This window comes from Constantimarinum furrinae, assembly GCF_014295415.1.
Lineage (GTDB): Bacteria > Bacteroidota > Bacteroidia > Flavobacteriales > Flavobacteriaceae > Constantimarinum > Constantimarinum furrinae.
In genome coordinates this window covers 363,788-387,168 of the sequence record NZ_CP052909.1, presented here as the reverse complement: position 1 = coordinate 387,168, position 23,381 = coordinate 363,788, and the positions used below count along the sequence as shown (strand labels likewise).

General features: G+C 41.0%; 23 protein-coding genes. 19 read left to right on the top strand and 4 right to left on the bottom strand.

Features of this window, described 5'->3' with window-relative positions; all coding sequences use genetic code 11:
- The first annotated feature begins 64 nt into the window (after positions 1-64).
- From ALE3EI_RS01855 to dnaG, 6 genes are all read left to right on the top strand, one after another.
- Entirely contained in the window at positions 65-1,042 is a 978-nt protein-coding gene (locus ALE3EI_RS01855; RefSeq protein WP_186990263.1) for a polyprenyl synthetase family protein, read from the top strand.
- 177 nt (positions 1,043-1,219) lie between these two features.
- Positions 1,220-1,786: an RNA polymerase sigma factor gene (locus ALE3EI_RS01850; RefSeq protein ID WP_186990261.1), complete on the top strand. Its 567-nt coding sequence runs from the start codon at positions 1,220-1,222 to the stop codon at positions 1,784-1,786.
- Positions 1,773-2,561, top strand: a complete 789-nt coding sequence (locus tag ALE3EI_RS01845; protein ID WP_186990259.1) for a hypothetical protein — start codon at positions 1,773-1,775, stop codon at positions 2,559-2,561. The genes ALE3EI_RS01850 and ALE3EI_RS01845 overlap by 14 nt, the downstream gene beginning before the upstream one ends.
- Positions 2,562-2,606: 45 nt before the next feature.
- On the top strand, positions 2,607-3,662 hold the full coding sequence (locus ALE3EI_RS01840; RefSeq protein WP_186990257.1) for a hypothetical protein: 1,056 nt from the start codon (positions 2,607-2,609) through the stop codon (positions 3,660-3,662).
- 13 nt (positions 3,663-3,675) lie between these two features.
- Positions 3,676-4,455, top strand: coding sequence for a CPBP family intramembrane glutamic endopeptidase (locus tag ALE3EI_RS01835; RefSeq protein ID WP_186990255.1), 780 nt, complete (start codon positions 3,676-3,678; stop codon positions 4,453-4,455).
- A gap of 216 nt (positions 4,456-4,671) precedes the next feature.
- Entirely contained in the window at positions 4,672-6,630 is a 1,959-nt protein-coding gene (gene dnaG, locus ALE3EI_RS01830; RefSeq protein ID WP_186990253.1) for a DNA primase, read from the top strand.
- A 1-nt stretch (position 6,631) separates the two neighbouring features.
- Here dnaG and ALE3EI_RS01825 read toward each other — a convergent pair whose 3' ends face one another.
- Positions 6,632-7,264, bottom strand: coding sequence for a response regulator (locus ALE3EI_RS01825; RefSeq protein ID WP_186990251.1), 633 nt, complete (start codon positions 7,262-7,264; stop codon positions 6,632-6,634).
- Between the two features lie 155 nt (positions 7,265-7,419).
- Positions 7,420-8,211, bottom strand: coding sequence for an NAD(+) synthase (gene nadE / locus ALE3EI_RS01820; RefSeq protein WP_186990249.1), 792 nt, complete (start codon positions 8,209-8,211; stop codon positions 7,420-7,422).
- Between the two features lie 153 nt (positions 8,212-8,364).
- Between nadE and gldB the strand changes: the two genes are divergently transcribed.
- Together gldB and gldC are read left to right on the top strand one after the other, a co-directional pair.
- On the top strand, positions 8,365-9,321 hold the full coding sequence (gene gldB / locus ALE3EI_RS01815) for a gliding motility lipoprotein GldB (protein ID WP_186992259.1): 957 nt from the start codon (positions 8,365-8,367) through the stop codon (positions 9,319-9,321).
- Positions 9,321-9,656, top strand: a complete 336-nt coding sequence (gldC, locus tag ALE3EI_RS01810) for a gliding motility protein GldC (RefSeq protein ID WP_186990247.1) — start codon at positions 9,321-9,323, stop codon at positions 9,654-9,656. The genes gldB and gldC overlap by 1 nt, the downstream gene beginning before the upstream one ends.
- A gap of 24 nt (positions 9,657-9,680) precedes the next feature.
- Here the strand turns inward: gldC and yihA are convergent, their stop codons facing one another.
- Positions 9,681-10,289, bottom strand: a complete 609-nt coding sequence (gene yihA / locus ALE3EI_RS01805; RefSeq protein ID WP_186990245.1) for a ribosome biogenesis GTP-binding protein YihA/YsxC — start codon at positions 10,287-10,289, stop codon at positions 9,681-9,683.
- Positions 10,290-10,298: 9 nt separating this feature from the next.
- A complete protein-coding gene (locus tag ALE3EI_RS01800) occupies positions 10,299-11,063 on the bottom strand; it encodes an alpha/beta fold hydrolase (protein WP_186990243.1) in 765 nt (254 codons plus the stop codon).
- Positions 11,064-11,285: 222 nt separating this feature from the next.
- Here ALE3EI_RS01800 and mraZ point away from each other — a divergent pair, with 222 nt between their 5' ends.
- From mraZ to ALE3EI_RS01745, 11 genes are read left to right on the top strand one after another with little or no spacing between them, the layout of a single operon-like run.
- Positions 11,286-11,759, top strand: a complete 474-nt coding sequence (gene mraZ, locus ALE3EI_RS01795; RefSeq protein WP_186990241.1) for a division/cell wall cluster transcriptional repressor MraZ — start codon at positions 11,286-11,288, stop codon at positions 11,757-11,759.
- Positions 11,746-12,642 (top strand): 16S rRNA (cytosine(1402)-N(4))-methyltransferase RsmH, encoded by an 897-nt coding sequence (gene rsmH, locus ALE3EI_RS01790; protein ID WP_186992257.1) that lies wholly within the window; start codon positions 11,746-11,748, stop codon positions 12,640-12,642. The genes mraZ and rsmH overlap by 14 nt, the downstream gene beginning before the upstream one ends.
- Positions 12,639-12,956: an FtsL-like putative cell division protein gene (locus ALE3EI_RS01785; RefSeq protein ID WP_186990239.1), complete on the top strand. Its 318-nt coding sequence runs from the start codon at positions 12,639-12,641 to the stop codon at positions 12,954-12,956. Before rsmH ends, ALE3EI_RS01785 begins: the two co-directional genes overlap by 4 nt.
- 4 nt (positions 12,957-12,960) lie before the next feature.
- A complete protein-coding gene (locus ALE3EI_RS01780; RefSeq protein ID WP_186990237.1) occupies positions 12,961-14,961 on the top strand; it encodes a penicillin-binding protein in 2,001 nt (666 codons plus the stop codon).
- A complete protein-coding gene (locus ALE3EI_RS01775) occupies positions 14,958-16,421 on the top strand; it encodes a UDP-N-acetylmuramoyl-L-alanyl-D-glutamate--2,6-diaminopimelate ligase (RefSeq protein ID WP_186990235.1) in 1,464 nt (487 codons plus the stop codon). Before ALE3EI_RS01780 ends, ALE3EI_RS01775 begins: the two co-directional genes overlap by 4 nt.
- A gap of 3 nt (positions 16,422-16,424) precedes the next feature.
- Positions 16,425-17,657 carry a phospho-N-acetylmuramoyl-pentapeptide-transferase gene (mraY, locus tag ALE3EI_RS01770; RefSeq protein WP_186990232.1) on the top strand — a complete coding sequence of 411 codons (1,233 nt, stop codon included), beginning with the start codon at positions 16,425-16,427 and terminating at the stop codon, positions 17,655-17,657.
- Between the two features lie 16 nt (positions 17,658-17,673).
- A complete protein-coding gene (gene murD, locus ALE3EI_RS01765) occupies positions 17,674-19,011 on the top strand; it encodes a UDP-N-acetylmuramoyl-L-alanine--D-glutamate ligase (RefSeq protein ID WP_186990230.1) in 1,338 nt (445 codons plus the stop codon).
- Positions 19,012-19,037: 26 nt separating this feature from the next.
- Positions 19,038-20,228, top strand: a complete 1,191-nt coding sequence (locus ALE3EI_RS01760; protein ID WP_186990228.1) for an FtsW/RodA/SpoVE family cell cycle protein — start codon at positions 19,038-19,040, stop codon at positions 20,226-20,228.
- Positions 20,215-21,309 (top strand): undecaprenyldiphospho-muramoylpentapeptide beta-N-acetylglucosaminyltransferase, encoded by a 1,095-nt coding sequence (murG, locus tag ALE3EI_RS01755; protein ID WP_186990227.1) that lies wholly within the window; start codon positions 20,215-20,217, stop codon positions 21,307-21,309. Before ALE3EI_RS01760 ends, murG begins: the two co-directional genes overlap by 14 nt.
- 7 nt (positions 21,310-21,316) lie before the next feature.
- Entirely contained in the window at positions 21,317-22,672 is a 1,356-nt protein-coding gene (gene murC / locus ALE3EI_RS01750) for a UDP-N-acetylmuramate--L-alanine ligase (protein WP_186990225.1), read from the top strand.
- Positions 22,662-23,378 (top strand): cell division protein FtsQ/DivIB, encoded by a 717-nt coding sequence (locus tag ALE3EI_RS01745; protein ID WP_186990223.1) that lies wholly within the window; start codon positions 22,662-22,664, stop codon positions 23,376-23,378. The genes murC and ALE3EI_RS01745 overlap by 11 nt, the downstream gene beginning before the upstream one ends.
- The last annotated feature ends 3 nt before the right edge of the window (positions 23,379-23,381 follow it).

The following is a 23,381-nucleotide window of genomic DNA, read 5'->3' as shown; positions in this document are numbered from 1 at the left end:
GCTTTTTTTATTCTGTAGGGAGATGAATGAGGATTTTTATAATTAGTGTATTTTTGACCTACAGATGAAGATCGTTTCACAAATAAAACTCCCCATCGATTACGAGATGGAACTTTTTGAAAAGAAGTTTTCCATTTCCATGTCTTCCAAAGTTTCTTTACTGAACAGGATCACCCACTATGTTGTAAATCGCAAAGGCAAACAAATGCGACCCATGTTCGTATTTCTTATTGCCAAAATGACCAATCACGGTGAGGTGAACGACAGGACTTACAGGGGCGCTTCAGTGATCGAGCTTATCCATACCGCCACCCTGGTACATGATGATGTCGTGGACGACAGTAATCGTCGCCGCGGGTTCTTCAGTATAAATGCGCTTTGGAAAAACAAGATTGCAGTTTTGGTAGGGGATTACCTCTTGTCTAAAGGGTTGTTGCTTTCTATTGATAATAATGACTTCGATCTGCTGAAGATCATCTCCGTTGCCGTACGTGAAATGAGCGAAGGGGAATTGTTGCAAATTGAAAAGGCCAGAAGTCTCGATATCACCGAAGCAGTTTATTTTGAGATCATCCGAAAAAAAACGGCAACCCTTATCGCAGCCTGTTGTGCTATGGGGGCCCGCTCTGTAAATGCTTCTGAGGCCGAAGTTGAAACCATGCGAAAATTTGGAGAGCTAATTGGGATGGCATTTCAGATCAAGGACGACCTTTTCGACTATGGCAGTGAACAAATAGGAAAACCCACCGGGATCGATATCAAGGAACAGAAAATGACCCTGCCTCTAATTTATGCCTTGAATAATACATCGGAAAAAGACAGGCGTTGGCTTATCAATTCGGTAAAGAATCACAACAAGGATAAAAAGCGGGTAAAAGAAGTGATAGCCTTTGTAAAATCATCCGGAGGTCTTGACTATGCGGTGGAGCAGATGAAATCCTATAGAGAACAGGCTCTGGAATTATTGAAACCCTATCCGTCATCACCATATAAAGATTCTCTTGAACTTATGGTGAATTATGTGATCGACAGGAAGAAGTAGTATTCAGTAGGCAGTAGGCAGTGAGCAGTGTGTTCTTAAAATATTTGCTTAAGACTCCCTAACCCCTAATCCCTAATCCCTAATTCCTGTCTCCCAATAATTTTTTACCTTCAGGCAACCTTTTTCAATTATTCCTCGTCTATGGTAATAGAAGCGATCTTAAAAAAAAAAAATTCGTTGAAAGTAATATCATTACATAAAAACTACGTCTCACTTATTAAGAAGGTCCGTAAAGGAAACCGAAAGGCGCAGCATGAGATGTTCGAACTATTCTCACCAAAAATGCTGAGTGTATGCAGACAGTATGTAAAGAGCAATGATGTTGCCGAAGAAGTGATGCTCAACGGATTCCTAAAAGTGTTTACGCATCTGGATTCGTTTAAATCTGAAGGAAGTTTCGAAGGATGGATCAGGCGTATCATGGTTAACGAATCGATCACTTATTTAAGAAGCGAAAAGAAAATCCATTTTAAGGATGAAGCTGCGATCGATAATTCGGTGGAGCATGTGGCTTATATTGAAACAGCGCTGGAAGTGAATGAGATACAAAAGCTTATGGACCGGCTGCCGGACGGTTATAAAACAGTTTTTGTGCTTTATGCGGTAGAAGGTTATAAACATAGTGAAATAGGCGAATTGCTGCAGATAAGTGAAAGTACCTCTAAATCTCAGTTGTTTAAAGCCCGTAAAATGCTTCAGTCCTTAGTTACTAACGAAAATAAAATTAGTTATGGCACCCATTAAATTTGAAGATAATATTAGAGTGAAGCTGCAGGAGCGGGAGCTACAACCTTCAGCCAAGGCCTGGGAAAAACTTTCAGGGCGTTTGGGCGAACCAAAAAAGAAAGAAAGATCGATCACACTCTGGTATGCTGTTGCGGCGAGTATTGCAGCTTTATTAGTGATAGGATCACTGGTCTTTTCTCCTTCGGAACGTGCTTCGGAAGCGTTGGTGCTGGAAGATAATCCTTCCGAAGAAGTAAATGAAAACAACAGTCCGGAGCTCGTTGAAATGCCTCTTATCACTGAAGAGCTCGCCGTAGAGAATACCCCTTACGAAGAAAAGGAAAAAGCAAATACGAAGACTGAAACCAAAGTAATTCAGAATAAAAGGGACCTCATGGTCACTCAAAATAATTCTCAAAAAGAAGATAAAACCAAATTGATCGCAGAGAATGACACCCCACAGAAAAAGGAAGCGTCAATAAATGAAGCGATCCAATTTAGTGAAGCTACCTATATTAACAGTAAAGTTGATGAGGTACTGGCAAAGGTAAATGCTATGCAGCAGGAGAATGCGAGCATTACCGCCGAAGATATCGATGCGCTGCTGGCCGAGGCGCAACGTGAGATTAAAACACAACAAATTTTAAACCGCAATACCAACAAAGTAGATGCTGCAGCCCTGCTTATGGATGTGGAAACGGAACTGGACCGTAGTTTCAGAGATAAGGTCTTTGACGCCTTGGGCGAGAGCTTTCAGAAAATACGAACCGCCGTTACTGAACGCAACAATTAATATTCATCAATCACACCGTCAAAAGCGGTAAAAATCACGAACACTATGAAACTAAGTATGTATGTCATCACTATAGTGATGTGGGTGCTGGCTGTATCCTATGGTCAGGCTCAGGAAACCGAAGTTAAAGGAAAAATTGAACTACTGGAAGCCGTAAAGGAAAAGGTGGTCACCGAAGAAAAAGAGGCACTAAAAGTTGAAGTAGAGAACATCAATGCCATGATGGAAAACGGCGCCGTCACCTCTGCTGAAGCCGAAAACCGTAAGCAGTTGGCTGCCGAAAAGCGTGCGCTGAATATAGAAAACAGACTTGCTATTATAGATAATAAGATCGCCTTATTAGAACGGAATGGTGAGGAACTTGCTGAGGAAGACGAGGATCGAGTCGTACTGCAAATTGGAACAGGGGACGATGATAAATCGCTCATTTATATTGGGAACGGTAACCGCAAACCTAAATATGACAAACGCACTACATCCGATTTTGTATTAGCCGTAGGGTTTAACAATGTACTCGTCGACGGGGAACTTGGAGATGATGTCTATAAACTTGGGGGCAGTCGCTTCGCAGAAATTGGTTGGGCCTGGAAAACACGGGTCTTTAAAGAGACCAACTGGCTGCGTGTTAAGTATGGATTCTCTTTTCAGTTTAACGGGTTGAAACCAAAGAATAATATGGTCTTTGTCGATGATGATGGAATGACCCTGCTGGAAGAATACCCCATCGATCTTGAAAAATCTAAATTTCGCATGGATAACCTCGTAATTCCTGTTCATTTTGAGATCGGACCCTCGAAAAAGATAGAAAAAGATGATTATTTTCGGTATTCTACGCATAATCAAATTAAGTTAGGGCTGGGAGGTTTTGCCGGTGTTAATCTGGGAGCACGTCAAAAACTGAAGTATGAAGTTGACGGACAGGATATCAAAGAAAAGCAAAAAGGGAACTTCAATACCAATACATTTGTCTATGGATTGAGCGCTTATCTGGGCTGGAGAGATACGGCAGTATATGTAAAATACGATCTTAGTCCCATCTTTGAGAATAACAGCGTGGAGCAGCGAAACATTTCTTTGGGCCTAAGATTCGATATGGATTAATATGTTGAAAAAAATGAAAAGTTCAGTAAAAATAGTGCTGGGTGTTGCTGTTGCATTTATTATCTATTTTATCGTAGATGAGTTGTATTTTAAAACTATAAGAACGGCTATTAACCAAGGATTAGATCAGTTTGGCATCAGTCATATTCTGGCATACAGCATAGTAGGAATTCCTTTATTGGTCGGCACAATGCTTCTAAGAGGGGTAAGAAATAGTTTCGATGCGCTCGGTTTAAACAGATCATTACTTAAGGCATTGCTGTTTTCTCTAGTGTGTACCGCTCCAATGTTAATAGGTTTTGCCTTAGTTTTTGAATTTAATACTGAAATTAATCTTAATACGATCTTGGTCTCCGTCATTGCCGCGGCCTTTTTTGAAGAACTGTATTTTAGAGGTTTTCTATATGGGCTGGTATTTCGATACACAAAAGTGGGATTTATACCATCCATTCTATTTGGAGCGTTGTTGTTCGCTTTTATCCATCTCTATCAAAGTCAGGACCCGACAACCCTAATTGGCATCTTTCTAACGACCTTTTTAGGTGCCGTATTATTTGCTTGGGTATATACCGAGTGGAATTATAATATCTGGGTGCCGGTTTTTCTGCACCTGTTTATGAATCTGTTCTGGGAACTGTTCTCGGCCGGAGAGAACGCCCTGGGAGGGGTGTACTCCAATGTATTCAGAATAATTACCATTGTATTGATTATCGTGCTAACACTCATGTATAAAAAACGTAAAAAGGAAAAATTGGCCGTAAACAGAAAAACACTTTTTATAAAGCCTTCATAGCATATTCAGCCAAATTCCAAAGCGAGACAAGGTTCCCCTAAAAAGGAACCTTTTTTGTTGCTATAATTTCTTAATAAAAGCAGATATTCAATGTAAATTTACATTCTCGAAATGCCCTGTGATTTATTGGAATATTCAGTAAATTGTGAGGCAAAGTCAAATTGTAATTTCTTAGAAATTTAATTCCGAGGAATAGAATAAGTATAAATTATAATCGTGATCTCTAAAACCACCATAGACAATGTGTTCGAATCTGCTCGTGTAGAGGAGGTGATTGGTGATTTTGTTTTGCTGAAGAAATCGGGAAGTAATTACAAAGGATTGAGTCCGTTTAGCGATGAACGTACTCCGAGTTTTATGGTATCACCCGTAAAACAGATCTGGAAGGATTTTTCCAGCGGAAAGGGAGGAAATGTGGTTGCATTTTTAATGGAGCACGAACATTTTACCTATCCCGAAGCCATAAAATACCTTGCGAAAAAGTACGGTATAGAAGTAGAGGAGACCCAGCAATCCAATGAAGAAAAGGAGCAGGCCAACGAAAGGGAAAGTCTTTATTTAGTAAGTGAATTTGCCAAGGATTTTTTCCATAACTCCTTACGCAAGACGGAAGAAGGTAAAGCGATCGGATTAAGTTATTTCAAGGAACGCGGTTTTACCGACGAAACTATAAAAACATTCGAATTAGGGTTTTCGCCGGACCGTTGGGATGCTTTTACCGGGCATGCCATAAAGCAAGGCTATAAACTCGAATTTCTTGAAAAAACAGGGCTCACCATAGTTAAGGAAGAAAAGCAATTCGACCGCTTTAAGGGCCGGGTCATGTTTCCTATTTTAAGTCTAAGCGGACGAACACTCGGATTTGGAGGACGAATCCTAACCAGTGATAAAAGAGCAGCAAAGTATCTCAATTCACCCGAAAGTGATATTTATCACAAGAGTAAGGTGTTGTACGGAATTTATCACGCCAAGCAGAGTATTGCTAAAGAGGATAATTGTTATCTGGTTGAGGGTTATACCGATGTGATCCAGTTTCATCAAACCGGAATAAAGAACGTGGTTTCATCTTCCGGAACCGCCTTAACGGCAGATCAAATAAGGTTAATTAACCGACTCACTAAGAACATTACCTTACTTTTTGATGGAGACGCGGCCGGATTGAGAGCTTCGCTTCGCGGTGTGGATCTTATTTTGGAACAGGGGATGAACGTAAAGATCTGTACGTTCCCCGAGGGAGAAGATCCGGATAGTTTTGCCAAAGCCAATTCCCTGGAAGACCTAAGTGTCTATCTTGAAGAGAATGCAAGAGATTTTGTCAATTTTAAGGCTTCATTATTAGCTTCGGAAGCGAAAAGTGATCCTGTAAAAAAAGCAGATACCATCAGGGATATGGTCGTGAGCATTTCGAAGATCCCCGATGTAATAAAGCGAGAAGTTTACATACAGGAATGTTCTCGCATAATGGATATCTCGGAAGAGGTATTGTTCAATACGCTGGCGCAACTCCTTCAAAAGGATAAACGGGATGCAGGAAAAAAGCTGCCCAAACCTATGGGGCTTGAGGTTTTTACTCCGGAAAAACAAGCAGTAAAAAAGGTTGATGTTCAGTTTGAATTGGAACGAAAGATCATCGAATTATTACTTTTATACGGAAATGTAGAAGAAGACTTTGAAGATCTTATCTTGGAAGCAGACGAAAAAGGAGAGATAGCGTTTAAACCGGAAGTGGTTAAATCCAGAGTCTTTGAAAAGATTTTCCTTGACTTGCAGGAGGATGAAATTGAATTTGCAAACGACGAGTTTAAGGAGTTGTATTATGAGATCATCAATACCTTGAATCAGGAACAGGGACTTCAGTTAGATACCTTTGTGAATCAGTTAAAGCCTGAAAAGGCAACGGCAGTGACTCATATTTTAATGGAAGAAGAAAAGTATCAGTTGCACGACTGGGATGGAAAGGACATTTTTGTAAAGGATAAGAAAGTGACCATTGCTCAAATGGTAAGTGAAACTATATTAAACCTGAGACGCCATTTGGTCGCAAAAAAGATCGATGAGCTTTCAAAAGAGGTAAAGGAGCAGGAAAATACTGAAAACCAAAATAACCTACAGGATATTGTAGATTATATAACATTGAAAAAGGTACTTTCAGAAAAATTAAACCGAGTATTGTAGTTTACCCAAACTGAAACATTCTGGACTGATGAATGAGATCGGCCAGATTATCCACTTTCAGTTTTTTAAGCAAACGGGTCTTATAGGTGCTCACCGTTTTTTCGTTAATATTTAAAGCGTTGGCGATATCTTTATTGCGTTTGCCACTTGAAAGAAGATTTAACACTTCGATCTCTCTTGAAGATAATTTTTTGTACCGGCTAATCGCGCTGGTTTCACCAACATTACGGCTGGTGAAGGTAGAAGTAAGTTCTTCGTTGAGGAAGATCCCTCCTTTGGCTATTTGCTTAAGCGCTTTTAAAAATACCTTGGTTGACGCTGTTTTTGGAACATATCCGGCAGCGCCAGATTTAATGGAACGCAGCGCGTATATTTCTTCAGGATGCGTTGAAAAGATCAGCACACGCATTTCGGGAAATTCAGTTTTAATACTTCGCAGTGCATTTATACCGTTAATATGTGGCATGTCGATCTCCATAATGAGGATATCGGGTCTGTTATCCTCTAAGGATTTGTAGAGTTCGTCTCCGTTATTTGCCTTGCCTATTATGGTGAAATTGCTGTTCTTTTTCAGCATACAAGCGATCCCCTTTCGCGTCACAGGATGATGATCTGCAATAAATATACTTTTCATATTTTATTAGTCTTTAGTATGTAAAGACACTTAAAACAACGCCATTGCTGTAAGTGTGAGGTTTTGTAATATAAATACTACAAATCAAAACTAAAAAAAAGTTGAGGTCTTTGAGATTAATTTCGTTGAACGTCACGAATACTCGTTAAATGCCGTTAATTTTTTAAATTCGGAGGGATTTCACAAACCGGAATGGGTACCATTTTGTGTTGATTGGCCTTATTGAGTCTCATATAGATATCGAACACCTGTTTTTCGCGTCCGTTAAAATCGGAATTTTTCATTCCCGCAGCCTGCATTTTCATCGCCCATTCCAACTCGTCATAACTCGCTCCAATCTGGTCTTCATCGGTACGGCTGTCACCAAAAAGTCCGTCGGTTGGTGCGGCCACCATAATGGAATCGGGAACTTTCAAAAGACGTCCAATTTCATAGACCTCACTTTTCAAAAGATCTGCGATAGGACTCAGGTCTACACCTCCATCTCCGTATTTGGTAAAAAAACCTACACCAAAATCTTCTACCTTATTTCCTGTTCCCGCTACCAGATATTTGTGCAATCCGGCAAAGTAATATAGCGTAGTCATTCTCAGTCGCGCACGGGTATTGGCCAGACTCAGGTCGAGATAGGTTTCATCCATGGTTTCTGGTGTTTGAGCTCTAAAGGATTCGAAGACCGGGGTAAGATCTACCCGAACGTCACTAACGTTGGCAAAACGTTTTTTAAGTTGAGCTATGTGTTCTTCGGCGCGAGACACCTGACTTTCCGCCTGATGAATAGGAAGTTCCACGCATAAAGTTGGTAAACCGGTCTTAGCGCAAAGCGATGAGGTGACAGCAGAGTCTATTCCTCCGCTAATTCCCAGAACAAATCCGTCCATACGGGCGTTGATGGCATAATTTTTAAGCCAGTTTACTATATGGTCTATAACTTTTTCGGTCTGCATGGGTGTTAGCTATCAATAATTTAATATTCGTAAAACTCGCGATCAGGAAGGCTCGATTTTGAACTAAAAAAAATACCTTTGCACCACAAAAGTACACTAAAGTAAAATTAATAAAAAGCAATGACGTTTAAGAAGAGTCTAGTTACATTTCCTATGAAATATATAGTGTTGACGTTTGCCGTGCTTTTTGTTGTTTCCTGTGAAACCAAATCGGAAACCGAAAAACAAATAGAAGCGATACCTATGGATATTTCTATTATTCGGTTCGACAAGATCTTTGCTGAAGCTTCGGTTGATGAGCTACCCAAATTAAAAAGTGAATTTCCCGTATTTTTTCCTGAACAATATCCAGACAGCATCTGGCGACAAAAAATGCAGGATACCCTTCAGAAACAATTGGAAGCAGAAGTACTTAAGAAGTTTCCGGAAAATGAACCTCTGGAGGAAGAATTGGAAGCCCTTTTTAGGCATATAAAATACTATGTTTCGTCTTTTAGTCCGCCACAAATCGTGACCACCACATCTGATGTAGATTACAGAAATAAAGTGATCCTGGCCAACAAGACCCTGGTAATTTCCCTTGATAATTATCTGGGAAGTGATCATTATTTCTATGAGGATATCCATCTTTATATTTCCAAGAATATGAAGGAAGATCAGATTGTACAAGATGTAGCAGCCACATATGCCAAAAGATTAATTTCTCCTCCGCGACAACGGTCACTTCTGGCTCAAATGATCTATTTCGGAAAGGAATTATATATTAAGGACCTCTGGCTTCCCGAAACTTCTGATGCGCATAAAATTGGGTATACGGAGGAGGAAATGCAGTGGGTACACGACAATGAGGCCGATATGTGGCGTTATTTCATAGAAAATGAATTATTGTATAGCACCGATGCGAAACTACCTCCACGTTTTATCAACCCGGCGCCTTTCTCAAAATTCTATCTGGAGATCGATAATGAATCTCCCGGAATGGCAGGTAGGTTTCTGGGGTGGCAGATCGTGAAATCCTATATGGAAAACAATGATGTTACCTTCGATCAGCTTATGATCGCCAGTACCGAAGAAATTTTTACAAAATCTAAATACAAACCGAAAAAATAATGGCAAAACTTACTTCAGATATAACGATCAATGTAGTATTGGACGAAAATAAAATTCCTGAAAAATTAAGATGGTCTGCAAAAGATGGTGGGGTGGATATGGAAGAAGCTAAGGCCATTTTTTTAAGCGTATGGGATCATAATAATAAAGAATCCCTGCGAATTGATCTCTGGACCAAAGACATGCCGCTGGATGAAATGAAGATATTTTTTCATCAAACCTTAAGTGCGATGGCCGATACTTTTCAACGGGCTACAAATGATGAAAAGATGAGTGCGACTATGAAGGATTTTTGCGATTACTTCGCTGAAAAGCTCGAATTAAAACGAGAGTAGTAGAATTTAAAAAAGCCTGGACCTTTAAAGGTTCCCGCTTATTTCTTCATTGATAGCATCAATGTACTGAAGCACCTCATCCCTACCGGTACCCTTACTGGAAGATGTCGCAAAATACGGTGGAATTTCTTCCCAGGTTTCCAGCATTTTAGTCTTGTAATCTTCAATATTCCGCTCCAGCGCATTTGGTTTTAATTTGTCGGCCTTGGTAAATATCATCGCAAATGGAATCTGATTTTCACCCAGCCACTGCATAAACTCCAAATCTATAGGTTGCGGTTCGTGTCTGCAATCGATAAGTACAAAGGCGAGTACAAGCTGTTGCCGTTTTTCAAAATAATTTGTGATAAACTTCTGAAAGGTTTTCTTAGACGATTTAGATACCCGTGCATATCCATAACCGGGCAAATCGACCAGATACCAATTTTGATTGACTATAAAATGATTGATGAGTTGTGTTTTCCCCGGACGTCCGCTTGTTTTTGCAAGATTTTTTCGCTGCATCAGCATATTGATAAGGGAAGATTTTCCAACATTAGATCGGCCGATAAACGCGTATTCAGGAAGACGGTTTTTCGGGCATTTGGCAACTTCACTGTTGCTCATTACAAATTCTGCCGATTTGATTTGCATGTTGGGTTTTTAAAATCCTCTTTTCTGAAGCCAGTTATTGAGAAGGATATTGAATTCATTGGGATGTTCCATCATGGCAGCATGACCACATTTTTCGATCCAGAAGATATCTGAATCGGGTAACAGCTCATGAAACTCTTTGGCTACCTCTGGCGGAGTTACCGTGTCATTTTCGCCCCAAATTATACAGGTAGGGGTATGCATATGTGGCAGATCTTTTGCCATATTATGACGGATGGCACTTTTGGCAATTGCCAGTGTGCGAATTAGTTTGTTGCGGTCATTTACCGTGGCATATACTTCATCAACGATCTCTTTGGTGGCAACTTTTGGATCGTAAAAAACATTTTCTGCCTTCTTCTGAATATAGTCCCGATCACCGCGCTTGGGATAACTTTCTCCCATGGCACTTTCGTATAGCCCCGAGCTTCCTGTAATGATAAGGGCCTTGATCTTTTCAGGATACATTTTTGTGCATAGAAGACCAATGTGTCCTCCTAAAGAATTACCAAGAAGAATCACTTGCTTTTCTCCAATATGATCAATAAACGCCGATACATATTTCGCGAAATTCTTCACGTTCGTGTTTAAGAGTGACATGGAGTAAATGGGAAGTTCAGGAATAAGGATTTTATAGCCCTTTTCTGGAAAATAATCCGAAACCCCATCAAAATTACTCAGGCCACCCATGAGTCCGTGCAACACTATGATAGGGGTACCCTGACCTAGTTCGAGATACGTAAATTTTCCTTCTTTCTTAAGATTATTGGTCATTCTGGTTAATGCAGTTAACAAAGGCAAAAGTACACAAATTTTAACGAAACACGATTTAAAAAAATGGTGCGATTATAAGCGGTCATCACAGCATAAAAGTGACCGCTAATTGTTTCAGGATCATCGACATGTCAAAACTTATCAACAATGTGGTAAAAAGTGGTAAAAAGTGGTAAAAGTTCTATATATTTGGGATAATATTTTTCTAATTAGAACCCATTGGTGCTCAATTTAATAGGAACATACGAGTGTAAAGCAGATGTAAAAGGGCGTGTAATGGTTCCGGCCGATCTTAAGAAACAGCTGGCGCCAGTGGCATCTCAAAGCTTTGTTTTAAAGCGAGCTGTATTTCAGCCTTGTCTGGAGATGTATCCTATGCAGGAGTGGGAACTGTTGATGGAGAAAATGAGCAAGCTCAACAGGTTTAATCGTAAGAACAATGATTTTATTCGTCGGTTTACTGCAGGGGTGCGTACGGTGGAATTGGATGCTTCAGGGCGGTTAAACATTCCCAAGGACCTTGCCTCGTTTGCTGGAATTCAAAAAGAGTTGGTGATCTCTTCTGCGATCAATATCGTTGAGATCTGGGATAAGAAAAATTATGAACAGGCCATTGATGATGCCGCAAGTGATTTTGCAGATCTGGCCGAAGAAGTTATGGGTGATACAAGCGATGCTGCTAATGGAATATCATAATCCGGTACTGTTAACCGAAACTGTAGACGGTCTGGCCGTAGCGCCCGACGGTGTTTATGTGGATGTGACTTTTGGGGGCGGCGGACACTCCAGAGAAATTTTGAAACGCTTAGGTGAAAAAGGAAAATTGATCGCTTTCGATCAGGATAAAGATGCGCTTGAAAATGCTATCGACGATTCTCGGTTTTTATTGATTAACGAAAACTTTAGGTTTCTCAGGCGCTTTCTTCGATTTCATGGCTTCACTCAGGTCGATGGAATTTTAGGTGATTTTGGTGTTTCCTCTCATCAGTTCGATATACCCGAACGCGGCTTTTCAACGCGGTTTGATGCAGATCTGGATATGCGAATGAATCAGGATGAATCCTTTTCGGCGTTCGATGTGGTAAACCACTACGAGGAAAAGCGACTGCGGTCGGTGCTTTTTCAGTACGGTGAGTTGCGGTCTGCTGCCGGAATGGCCCGGGTAATTGTAGAAGCGCGAAAGAACGGGGAGATTCGATCCGGAGAGCAACTTAAAAATACCTTAGGAAGATTTCTTCCGAAGCATAAAGAAAACAAGATCCTGGCTCAGATCTATCAGGCGATTCGCATAGAAGTAAATCAGGAGTTGGAAGCTCTGAAAGAATTTTTAATTCAGACGAATGAAGTTTTAAAACCCGGAGGAAGGCTAAGTCTTATTTCCTATCATTCACTGGAAGATCGATTGGTAAAGCGGTTTATGCGCAACGGCCTTTTTGAAGGGGAGCCCGAAAAAGATGTTTTCGGAAGAGTTGACGTGCCATTTAAGCCGGTGGGAAAGTTTATAGTTCCTTCCGAAGAAGAAATAAGGAATAATAATCGTGCCCGAAGCGCAAAACTTCGAATTGCAGAAAAACTATGAAGAAGAATTTCTATAATCTCATAAAGGGAAAGTTCTTGGTAAGCGACGACGCTTTAAAGAACTGGAGATTCATTGTCTTTCTTTCATTCTTGGCGCTTATCATGATCGCAAGCTCGCACAGTGCCGATAAAAAAGTGCATAAGATCGCTCAACTTAACAACGATGTAAAGGAGCTAAAAAGTGAATATGTGGATGTGCGAATGAAGGTGATGCAATCTAAATTAGAAACCAAGATTATAGCTGCCATGGCGCGACGTGGGTTACAACCCTCGGTAGAACCGCCTCAAAAAATTAAAATAACCAATAAAAAGTAGCGCGGTGCCAGCAGGAGAGAAGAACATATTGAACCGCTTGTATTTGATCGCCGGATGTATGTTCGTCATCGCGATAGCAATTACCGTGAAACTGATTAACATTCAGTTTGTAGAGGGTGAGCAATATCGTGATCTGGCAGAGAAGAACACTACCAGAAACTTTACCATTCCTGCCAACAGGGGTAATGTATATGCCGATGATGGTAGTTTGCTAGCAACCTCGGTGCCTAAATACGATATCCGCTTTGATGCCGTAACGGTTTCCTCGGCAAATTTTAAAGAAAATCTGGTTCCCTTGTCTAAAGAGTTGAGTAAACTATTAGGGAAACCGGCCTCGCATTACCAAAGCCTTTTCAGAAAAGCCCGGTCCAATAAGAACAGGTATTTGCTGGTCGCTAAAAATCTTGGTTACTCAGATTATAAGAAGATAAAATCATTTCCGCTCTTCAGACTCGGGCCGTATAAAGGTGGGATCATTGTAGTGCAGCGCACTGTGAGAGAACATCCTATGGGCAAGATTGGAGAGCGATTGGTTGGTAACGAACGTCGGGATCAGCCGGGAACATATGAAGTTGGAATTGAGGGAGCTTTTGATAAATATTTACGTGGAAAACAAGGTACTCGATTAAAACAAAAGATCGCCAAAGGACAATGGAAGCCGGTATATGATGAGAATGAGATAGAACCACAGGACGGTTACGATATTATTTCGACCATCGATGTGAACATACAGGATATTGCACATCACGCCTTACTAAAACAGATGGAATATTACGAGGCCGAACACGGATCGGTGATCGTTATGGAGGTTTCTACAGGAGAGATAAAGGCAGTCTCCAATTTAGGGCGTACCAATTCGGGAACGTATTACGAAAAACTGAACTATGCCGTAGGAGAATCTCATGAGCCGGGTTCTACATTTAAAGTAATGGCATTAATGGCTGCCTTGGAGGATAAGGTGATCGATACATCGACAGTGGTAGACACTAAGCAGGGTACTAAACGTTTCTATGGTAGGAATATTAATGACAGCAAGCGAGGGGGTTATGGAGAAATATCTGCTGCGAGAGTATTGGAAGTCTCTTCCAATATTGGAATTGCAACTATTATTGATGACCACTACGCCAAGGATCCTAAAAAATTTACCGACAGATTGAAGTCCTGGCATCTTGATAAGAAAACCGGTATTCGAATAAAAGGTGAAGGAACTCCTATGATTCCAGAACCGGGACACACCAAATGGAGTAAGAACGCTTTGCCATCCATGGCCTACGGATACAATCTAAGTCTTACACCTTTACAGACTTTGACATTTTACAATGCCATTGCCAATAACGGAATTTTGGTTAAACCGAGATTTATAAAAGAGGTCAGGGCATATAGTCAACCTGTAGAGACCTTTAATAGTGAAGTGATTGAAGATAGGATATGTTCGATAGAAACCTTAAAGAAAATTCAGGATATACTTCTGAACATTGTAAAGCGGGGAACGGGTCAGAGTTTGTATTCAGAACACTTTTCGATGGCCGGAAAAACAGGAACTGCCCGAACAGAATATTGGCTTGACGGATGGGATGAAGACAGGAAATACATCTCTTCTTTTGCCGGATATTTCCCGGCATATAACCCAAAATATTCCTGTATCGTAGTGATCCATAAACCCAGTACGAAAAAGGGATACTACGGTGCCGATGTAACGGGGCCGGTCTTTAAAAGAATTGCACAAAAGATCTATACCGATTCTCCGAGAATTGCAGAAGTTGACAATATTGAAGAAACCGATGAGGTTTTAGATACTGACTTCGAAAATTACTACAACAGAATACAAAAGAATTTTAGTAAGGTGCCCAATGTTGCCGGAATGGCTGGAATGGACGCTGTCTCTTTGCTAGAAAACCTGGGGTTAAAAGTTGAAGTTGCCGGGAATGGTACAGTTAAAAGTCAGTCGGTAGATGCCGGTGAAGCATTAAAAAAGGGTATGCAAATAACACTTAATTTAAATTGATATTATTACGGGACATATTGTATAAGGTGACTATCGATAAGGTGATAGGCAATACAGCTGTGGCTATTAGAAATATCGATTTCGATTCCAGAAAGATAGGATTGGATGATGTTTTTGTCGCGATCCGCGGAACTGTTTCAGACGGGCATTCGTTTATAAAAATGGCAGCTGATAAGGGCGCTATTGCCATTGTTTGTGAGGAGATCCCTTCCGAAACAATCAACGGGATCACCTATGTTCAGGTAGAAGATTCCCATCAGGCGCTTGCGATGATGGCTTCAAATTACTTCGGAAACCCTTCCGAAGACCTTAAACTGATAGGAGTTACCGGAACGAATGGAAAAACAACGGTCTCAACGCTGTTATACGACCTGTTTACAAAAGCCGGATATGAAGTAGGTTTGCTTTCCACGGTAAAAATACTTGTTGGGAAAAAAGAATTTAAAGCAACACACACCACGCCCGATTCTATCACCATCAATGAATACCTGCGAAAAATGGTCGATGCGGGTGTTGAATTTTGTTTTATGGAGGTGAGTTCTCACGGAATTCATCAAAAGAGAACGGAAGGTCTTTCCTTTAAAGGGGGAATTTTTACAAACCTCTCTCATGATCATCTGGACTACCATAAGGACTTTAAAGAATACCGTGATGTAAAGAAATTATTTTTCGATCGGTTGCCCAAAACGGCTTTTGCCCTGGTTAATGCCGATGATAAAAACGGTCCGGTGATGCTTCAGAATACAGCGGCCTATAGCTATACCTATGCTCTTAAATCGCATGCCGATTATCGGGCGCAGATATTGGAAAATCAGTTTAACGGACTCTTACTGAAAATAAACAATAACGAACTATGGGTGAGGCTTATTGGTGCATTTAATGCCTATAATTTACTGGCGATTTACGCTACGGCCGAATTGCTAGGACTTGAAACCATTGAGATCCTTCAGTTGATGAGCACTTTGGAAAGTGTAGATGGAAGGTTTCAGCATTTGATTTCTGAAAAGAATATCACAGCTATTGTGGATTATGCGCATACCCCTGATGCTTTAAAGAATGTTTTGGAAACCATCAATTCGATCCGTACCGGAAACGAATCCCTTATTACGGTGGTGGGTTGTGGTGGAGACAGGGACGTAACAAAACGTCCAAAAATGGGCAATATCGCAGCATCGCTGAGTACTAAGGTCATTTTTACAAGTGACAACCCCAGAAATGAGGATCCCGAAAAGATCATTGCCCAGATAGAAGCAGGAGTTGGCGCCGAACATTTTAAGAAAACCCTGTCCATTACCGAAAGAAAACAGGCTATTAAAACTGCATGTCAATTGGCAGAAGAACGCGACATCATCCTTATTGCAGGAAAGGGGCATGAGACCTATCAGGAGATACAAGGAGAACGCTTCGAGTTTGATGATTTTAAGATTGTGCAGGAACTATTAAAAGCCCTAAATAAATAGACTATGCTTTATTATTTATTCGAATATTTAGAGAATACATATCAGATGCCCGGGGCAGGTCTTTTTCAGTTTATAACCTTCAGGGCGGCAATGGCGGTTATATTGTCCCTTTTTATTGCCACAGTCTATGGAAAAAAGATCATCCGTTATCTTCAGAAAAAACAGGTTGGTGAAACGGTAAGAGATCTCGGGTTGGACGGTCAGAACGAAAAGGCGGGAACACCTACTATGGGGGGAATCATTATCATACTGGCGACTGTAATTCCGGTGCTGTTATTCGCTAAACTGGAGAATATATATGTCATACTGTTATTGGTCACCACCGTCTGGATGGGAGCCATAGGGTTTATAGACGATTACATTAAGAAATTCAAAAATGACAAGGAAGGATTGGCAGGACGATATAAGGTGGTTGGGCAGGTTGGACTAGGGATCATCGTTGGAGTAACCATGTTTTTTCATCCCGATATTACAGTGAAAAGAGAAAAGATAAATCCGGTGAACAGTACTGAACAGATCACTCAACACTCCCCCAAGGAATTTTATCCTGAAGAAAAAACATTACTTACCACCATACCCTTTGTTAAAAAGAATGAGTTCAATTATGAAAATCTGATAAGCTGGGCCGGAGAAGGTTATAACAAATATGCCTGGATCATTTTTATTCCTATTGTAATATTTATAATCACCGCAGTATCCAATGGAGCGAATCTCACCGATGGAATTGATGGTCTGGCAGCCGGAAGTTCGGCCATAGTCGCTATAACGCTCGCCATTTTTGCCTGGGTATCGGGGAATGTGGTTTTTTCCGATTATCTCAACATCATGTATATCCCTAATACGGGGGAACTCACAATTTTTATTACGGCTTTTGTTGGAGCGCTCATCGGATTCCTTTGGTACAATGCCTTTCCGGCACAAGTTTTTATGGGAGATACCGGAAGTTTAACCATAGGCGGGATCATTGCGGTGATCGCTATTGCCATCAGGAAAGAATGGTTGATCCCAATTCTCTGTGGAATTTTCTTAATGGAAAACCTCTCGGTAGTCATGCAGGTAAGTTGGTTTAAATACACCAAAAAGAAATTTGGTGAAGGACGACGCATTTTCAGAATGTCACCCCTTCATCATCACTATCAGGTGAAAGGATTTCACGAAAGTAAGATCGTTACACGATTTTGGATCGTCGGAATTTTTCTAGCCATTTTAACGATAGTAACACTCAAAATACGATAGATGAGAAACGGATAAGATGGGTAAACGATTGGTCATTTTAGGTGCAGGAGAAAGTGGTGTGGGAACGGCTATTTTGGGCGTAAAAAAGGGGTTCGAAGTGTTTGTATCGGACTTCGGAAAGATTAAGGAAACATACAAACAAGTTCTTTTACATCATGAGATCGAATGGGAAGAAGACGGTCATTCGGAAAAAAAAATATTATCGGCAGATACTGTGATGAAGAGTCCCGGGATTCCCGATACCGCTCCAATTGTTGTCAAGCTGGAAAAAGCAGGAATAAACGTGGTTTCTGAGATCGAATTCGCTTCGCAATTTACCGAAGCTATGATCGTAGGTATTACCGGGAGTAACGGAAAGACCACTACAGCCACCTTAACCTATGCATTGTTGGAACGAGGCGGATTAAACGTGGGTCTTGCAGGTAATATTGGGAAGAGCTTTGCAAAACAGGTAGCCGAAGATGATTTTGATCAATTTGTTCTTGAGCTAAGCAGTTTTCAGCTGGACGGAATAAAATCATTTGCACCACATATCGCAGTTCTTACAAACCTTTCACCGGATCATTTGGACAGGTATGACAATGATTTTCAGAAGTATATCGCTTCTAAATTCCGGATAGCAATGAACCAGAAAGAAGATGATTATTTCATATACGATGCCGACGATGAAGTACTGGTAGAATGGCTTGAAAAACATCCAATTAGATCTCAATTATTGCCTTTTTCTAATACAAAAAAGTTAGAAAAAGGCGCATATATCAATAACGAAGAAATAATACTAACAATCAATAATAAAAATCTCACTATGCCAATTGCAAGTTTAGGATTACAAGGAAAACACAATCAGAAGAACGCCATGGCTGCCACAACAGTTGCGACCTTATTGAAGATAAGAAAAGCGACCATTCGTGAATGCCTTGAAAGTTTTCAGGGGGTTGAACACCGACTCGAAAAGGTGCTCAAGATCAATAATGTCATGTATATCAACGATTCGAAAGCAACCAATGTAAATGCCACATTTTATGCTTTGGATAGTATGGAGACTCCAACAGTGTGGATCGTTGGCGGGGTTGACAAAGGGAATGATTACGGCGACTTGCTTCCATTGGTAAATGAGAAGGTAAAAGCGATCGTGTGCTTAGGGGTACATTCCGAAAAGATCATTAAAGCCTTCGGAAATGTAGTGGATATCATGGTAGAAACACAGTCTATGCAGGATGCCGTAAATGTAGCGTATAAACTTTCACAACGTGGCGACAGTGTGTTGCTCTCCCCGGCCTGTGCAAGTTTCGATCTGTTTAAGAACTACGAAGACCGGGGGCGACAATTCAAAGAAGCCGTACGAAATTTATAGGATCTAAAAGGTAGAAGGTAGCATCAATGAAGAATATTTTTCAACATATACAGGGAGATAGAGCGATCTGGGCGGTGGCAGCCTTACTCGCCCTCTTCTCTTTCCTTCCCGTTTACAGTGCGAGCAGTAATCTCGCCTACCTTTACGGGGACGGGAGTACACTGCCATTTTTGTTGAAACACCTTGCTCACCTATTACTCGGATTTGCCATTTTATATGGTGTTCATAAAATTCCATATCATTATTTCAGGGGGCTATCGATCATAGCCTTACCTATCATTGTTATATTATTGCTTGTTACTATAGCGGAAGGGACGACCATTGAAGGCGCGAATGCCAGTAGGTGGATCCGTGTCCCATTTGTAGGGGTTACTTTTCAAACTTCTACGCTGGCGGGAGTGGTATTGTTAACCTATGTGGCCCGCTACTTGTCTCGAATAAAAGATAAAACCGTCACCTTTAAAGAAACCCTGTTGCCGTTATGGTTTCCGGTGTTCTTGGTGCTGGCATTAATCCTGCCGGCAAACTTCTCAACAACGGCTATCATTTTTGCAATGGTGGTGCTATTGGTATTTGTAGGGGGGTATCCGTTAAAATACCTCGGAATTGTCCTGGGAATCGGACTTCTGGCACTCACCTTATTTGTACTAACGGCTAAGGCATTTCCCGATGTTTTTCCCAACAGAGTGGATACCTGGATGAGCAGGATCGATAGTTTTACCGATGATGAAGATACCGAAGCCGATTACCAGATAGAAAAGGCCAAGATCGCAATCGCGTCGGGAGGAATTACAGGCGTTGGCCCCGGTAAAAGTGTTCAGAAGAACTTTTTACCTCAATCCTCTTCAGATTTTATTTATGCCATAATTGTTGAGGAATTCGGCATACTTGGAGCCTTGATCCTTATGTTTCTTTATTTACTGCTATTATTCCGGTTGGTGATCGTGGCACACAAAACGAGTTCCTTTTTCGGGAAACTACTCGTTGTGGGTGTTGGACTCCCCATTGTGTTTCAGGCATTGATCAATATGGCGGTTGCAGTGGAATTGTTTCCAGTTACCGGACAAACACTTCCCCTAATTAGTAGTGGAGGAACGTCTATCTGGATGACCTGTCTCGCATTGGGTATGGTATTAAGTGTTAGTGCGAAACGGGAAGCAAAAATAAAAGAGAAAGAAGAAGAAAACCCATTAGATGTATTAAGTGAAGCCTTATAGATTTATCATATCAGGAGGAGGGACTGGAGGTCATATTTATCCGGCGGTAGCGATAGCCAATGAACTGAAATTGCGCTACCCAGATTGCAGTATTTTGTTTGTAGGCGCCAGTGACCGAATGGAAATGGAAAAGGTTCCGCAGGCAGGATATGAAATCAAAGGTTTATGGATATCGGGAATACAGCGAAGTCTGAGTGCAAAAAATTTACTGTTCCCGTTTAAGTTGATCTCTAGCCTGATGAGATCGAAACGCATTCTGAAACAATTTAAACCCGATGCTGCCATTGGCACAGGAGGATACGCAAGCGCACCGTTGTTGCGGGTTGCAAGTGGTAAAAAGATCCCATGTGTAATACAGGAGCAGAACAGTCATGCCGGGATCACCAATAAATGGTTGTCGGGTAGCGTAGACAAAATATGTGTGGCCTATGAGAATATGGAGCGATTTTTTCCTTCGGAAAAGATAGTCTTAACAGGTAATCCGGTTAGACAAGATTTGCTGGATATAGCGTTCAAAAGAGAAAAAGGGCTGTCTTTTTTTAAACTGAAGCCTACCCAAAAAACGGTTTTGATTCTTGGCGGAAGTCTGGGGGCTCGTCGGATCAACCAACTGGTTCACAATAATCTCGAATTTTTTGCTGAAAACGGGCTCCAGGTGATCTGGCAATGTGGCAAATATTATTACGAGCAATACAAAGACCAGACCGGAGGCGGAGTTCAGGTTCATGCTTTTTTGAACCGTATGGATCTGGCTTACGCAGCTTCAGATTTTATTATCTCGAGAGCGGGAGCCTTGTCTGTTTCGGAATTGTGTTTGGTGGGTAAGCCGGTACTCTTTATTCCGTCGCCTAATGTTTCTGAAGATCATCAAACCAAGAACGCCATGGCAATTGTGCGTAAGAATGCTGCGTTATTACTAAAAGAAAGTGAGTTGGAGGATAGGTTTCAGGAAGAATTTTTGGAACTGATATATTCTGAAAAACAACAGGAAATCCTGTCAGAAAATATAAAAAGACTGGCGAAACCGGATGCGACTAAGGCTATTGTAGAAGAAATTGAAAAATTACTGAAGGCTGTTTAAAACATATATGAGAAAACTGGAGCACATACAATCTTTTTATTTCGTCGGAATTGGCGGAATAGGAATGAGCGCTCTGGCCAGATATTGCCGGCTATTGGGCAAGCGGGTTTTCGGCTACGATAAAACACCTTCCGAACTTACAGATGAACTCAAAAACGAAGGAATTCCCATTACTTTTATCGATGAGATCTCTGAAATTCCGTTTACAAAGCTCGATAAGGAAACAGCACTGGTAGTCTATACTCCGGCGATCCCTAAATACAATAAAATTCTGGCACAGTTCCAAAATGAAGGATTTACTGTGGTTAAACGGGCAGCATTATTGGGGGAAGTCACAAAGAATTCAAAATGCCTTGCTGTGGCCGGTACTCATGGAAAAACCACTACATCGGCAATACTCGGCCATTTACTGGCAGCTTCCAACATGCCTGTAACCGCTTTCCTAGGCGGAATCGCGGAAAATTATAATTCGAATTTTATTAGCACAGGAACCGAGATCACGGTGGTAGAGGCCGATGAATTCGACCGTTCGTTCCTTCAGCTTCAGCCCGATATTGCCTGTATCACCTCTATGGATGCAGACCATTTGGACATCTATGGCGATGCCAATACCATTCGGGATGCTTTTGTTTCCTTTTCGAAGTTACTTCCGAAGAAAGAACATTTGCTTATTCAAAAAGGCTTGCCGCTGGATGGGCAGACTGTTGCTGTAGAAGAGACAGCCGATTACGAAGCACAGAATGTTCGCATTGAAAACGGCAGTTATGTTTTCGACCTTAAAACGCCACACGAATTACTAAAAAATCTGGTATTTCATTTACCGGGCCATCATAACCTACATAATGCTGTAACCGCTTTGGGCATGGCCATACTTTCCGGTACCCCAACCCCCGGCCTGTCCAAAGCTTTACAAAGTTTTAGTGGTGTTAAACGCCGATTTTCGTATAAGATTAAAACTGAGGATCTGGTATTGATCGACGACTATGCGCATCATCCCACCGAAATAAATGCTTTGTTTCAGGCGGTCAATGAAATGTATCCGGACGAAGATCGGGTGATCGTATTTCAGCCACATCTGTTTAGCCGTACTCGGGATTTTGCGGATGGATTTGCCGAAAGTTTGTCAAAATTTGATGAAGTGCTTTTGTTGGATATTTATCCGGCGCGGGAAGAGCCTATCTCCGGAATCACTTCAAAATGGTTACTGAATAAGATAGACAGAAATAACAAAAGACTTGTTCAAAAACACGAAATAGCGGAAATTCTGAAAAATTCGACATGTAAAATAAAACTGTTGGTGGGTGCGGGCGATATAGGTGCAGAAGTAGCTGGAATAACTAAATATCTGAAGGATGAAAATTAACTGGCGACTTATAAAATTTGTGATTTTAATAGGACTGATAGGTTTTTTATTCAGCTTTAGTAAGCAACGAAATAATAACCGAAATCTGAAGAAGATAAGTATTGAATTTCTTGATGATAATGATCCATTTATCACGCTGGATGCGGTTAATAAATTGTTAATACAAAATAATGACAGCGTTACGAGCATAGGCAAAGAAACTTTAGTTTTGAATGAGATGGAGCATAGACTGTTGAAAAACCCTATGATCCGTGATGCTGAGGTTTTTGTGACGGTTGATGGTGTTTTAGGAGCAAAGATCGAGCAACGCAAGCCCATTGCAAGAGTAAGTGCCAGTCCGGATTATTATTTGGATGACGAGGGGAAGAAGATGCCTTTGTCTACAGTTTACACGGCAAGAGTTCCGCTGATCACAGGAAAGTCAGATACAAATTTTACAGAAGTTACGCCCATACTTTTAAAAATAAATGAGGATGATTTTATGAAAAAGAGTGTAGTGGGATTGCACCTTGGGAATAACGGTAAAGTCGAGTTACGAATACGAAAGCACGATTTTAAAGTGATATTGGGAACCGCTGAAGCGATAGAAAAGAAGTTTCAGAATTTTAAAGCTTTTTATAAAAAAGCCAAAAGCGACAAGATCCTTGCCGAATACGGTGTAGTAAATCTGGAATTCGGTGATCAGGTGGTAGCAACAAAAAAATAAGGT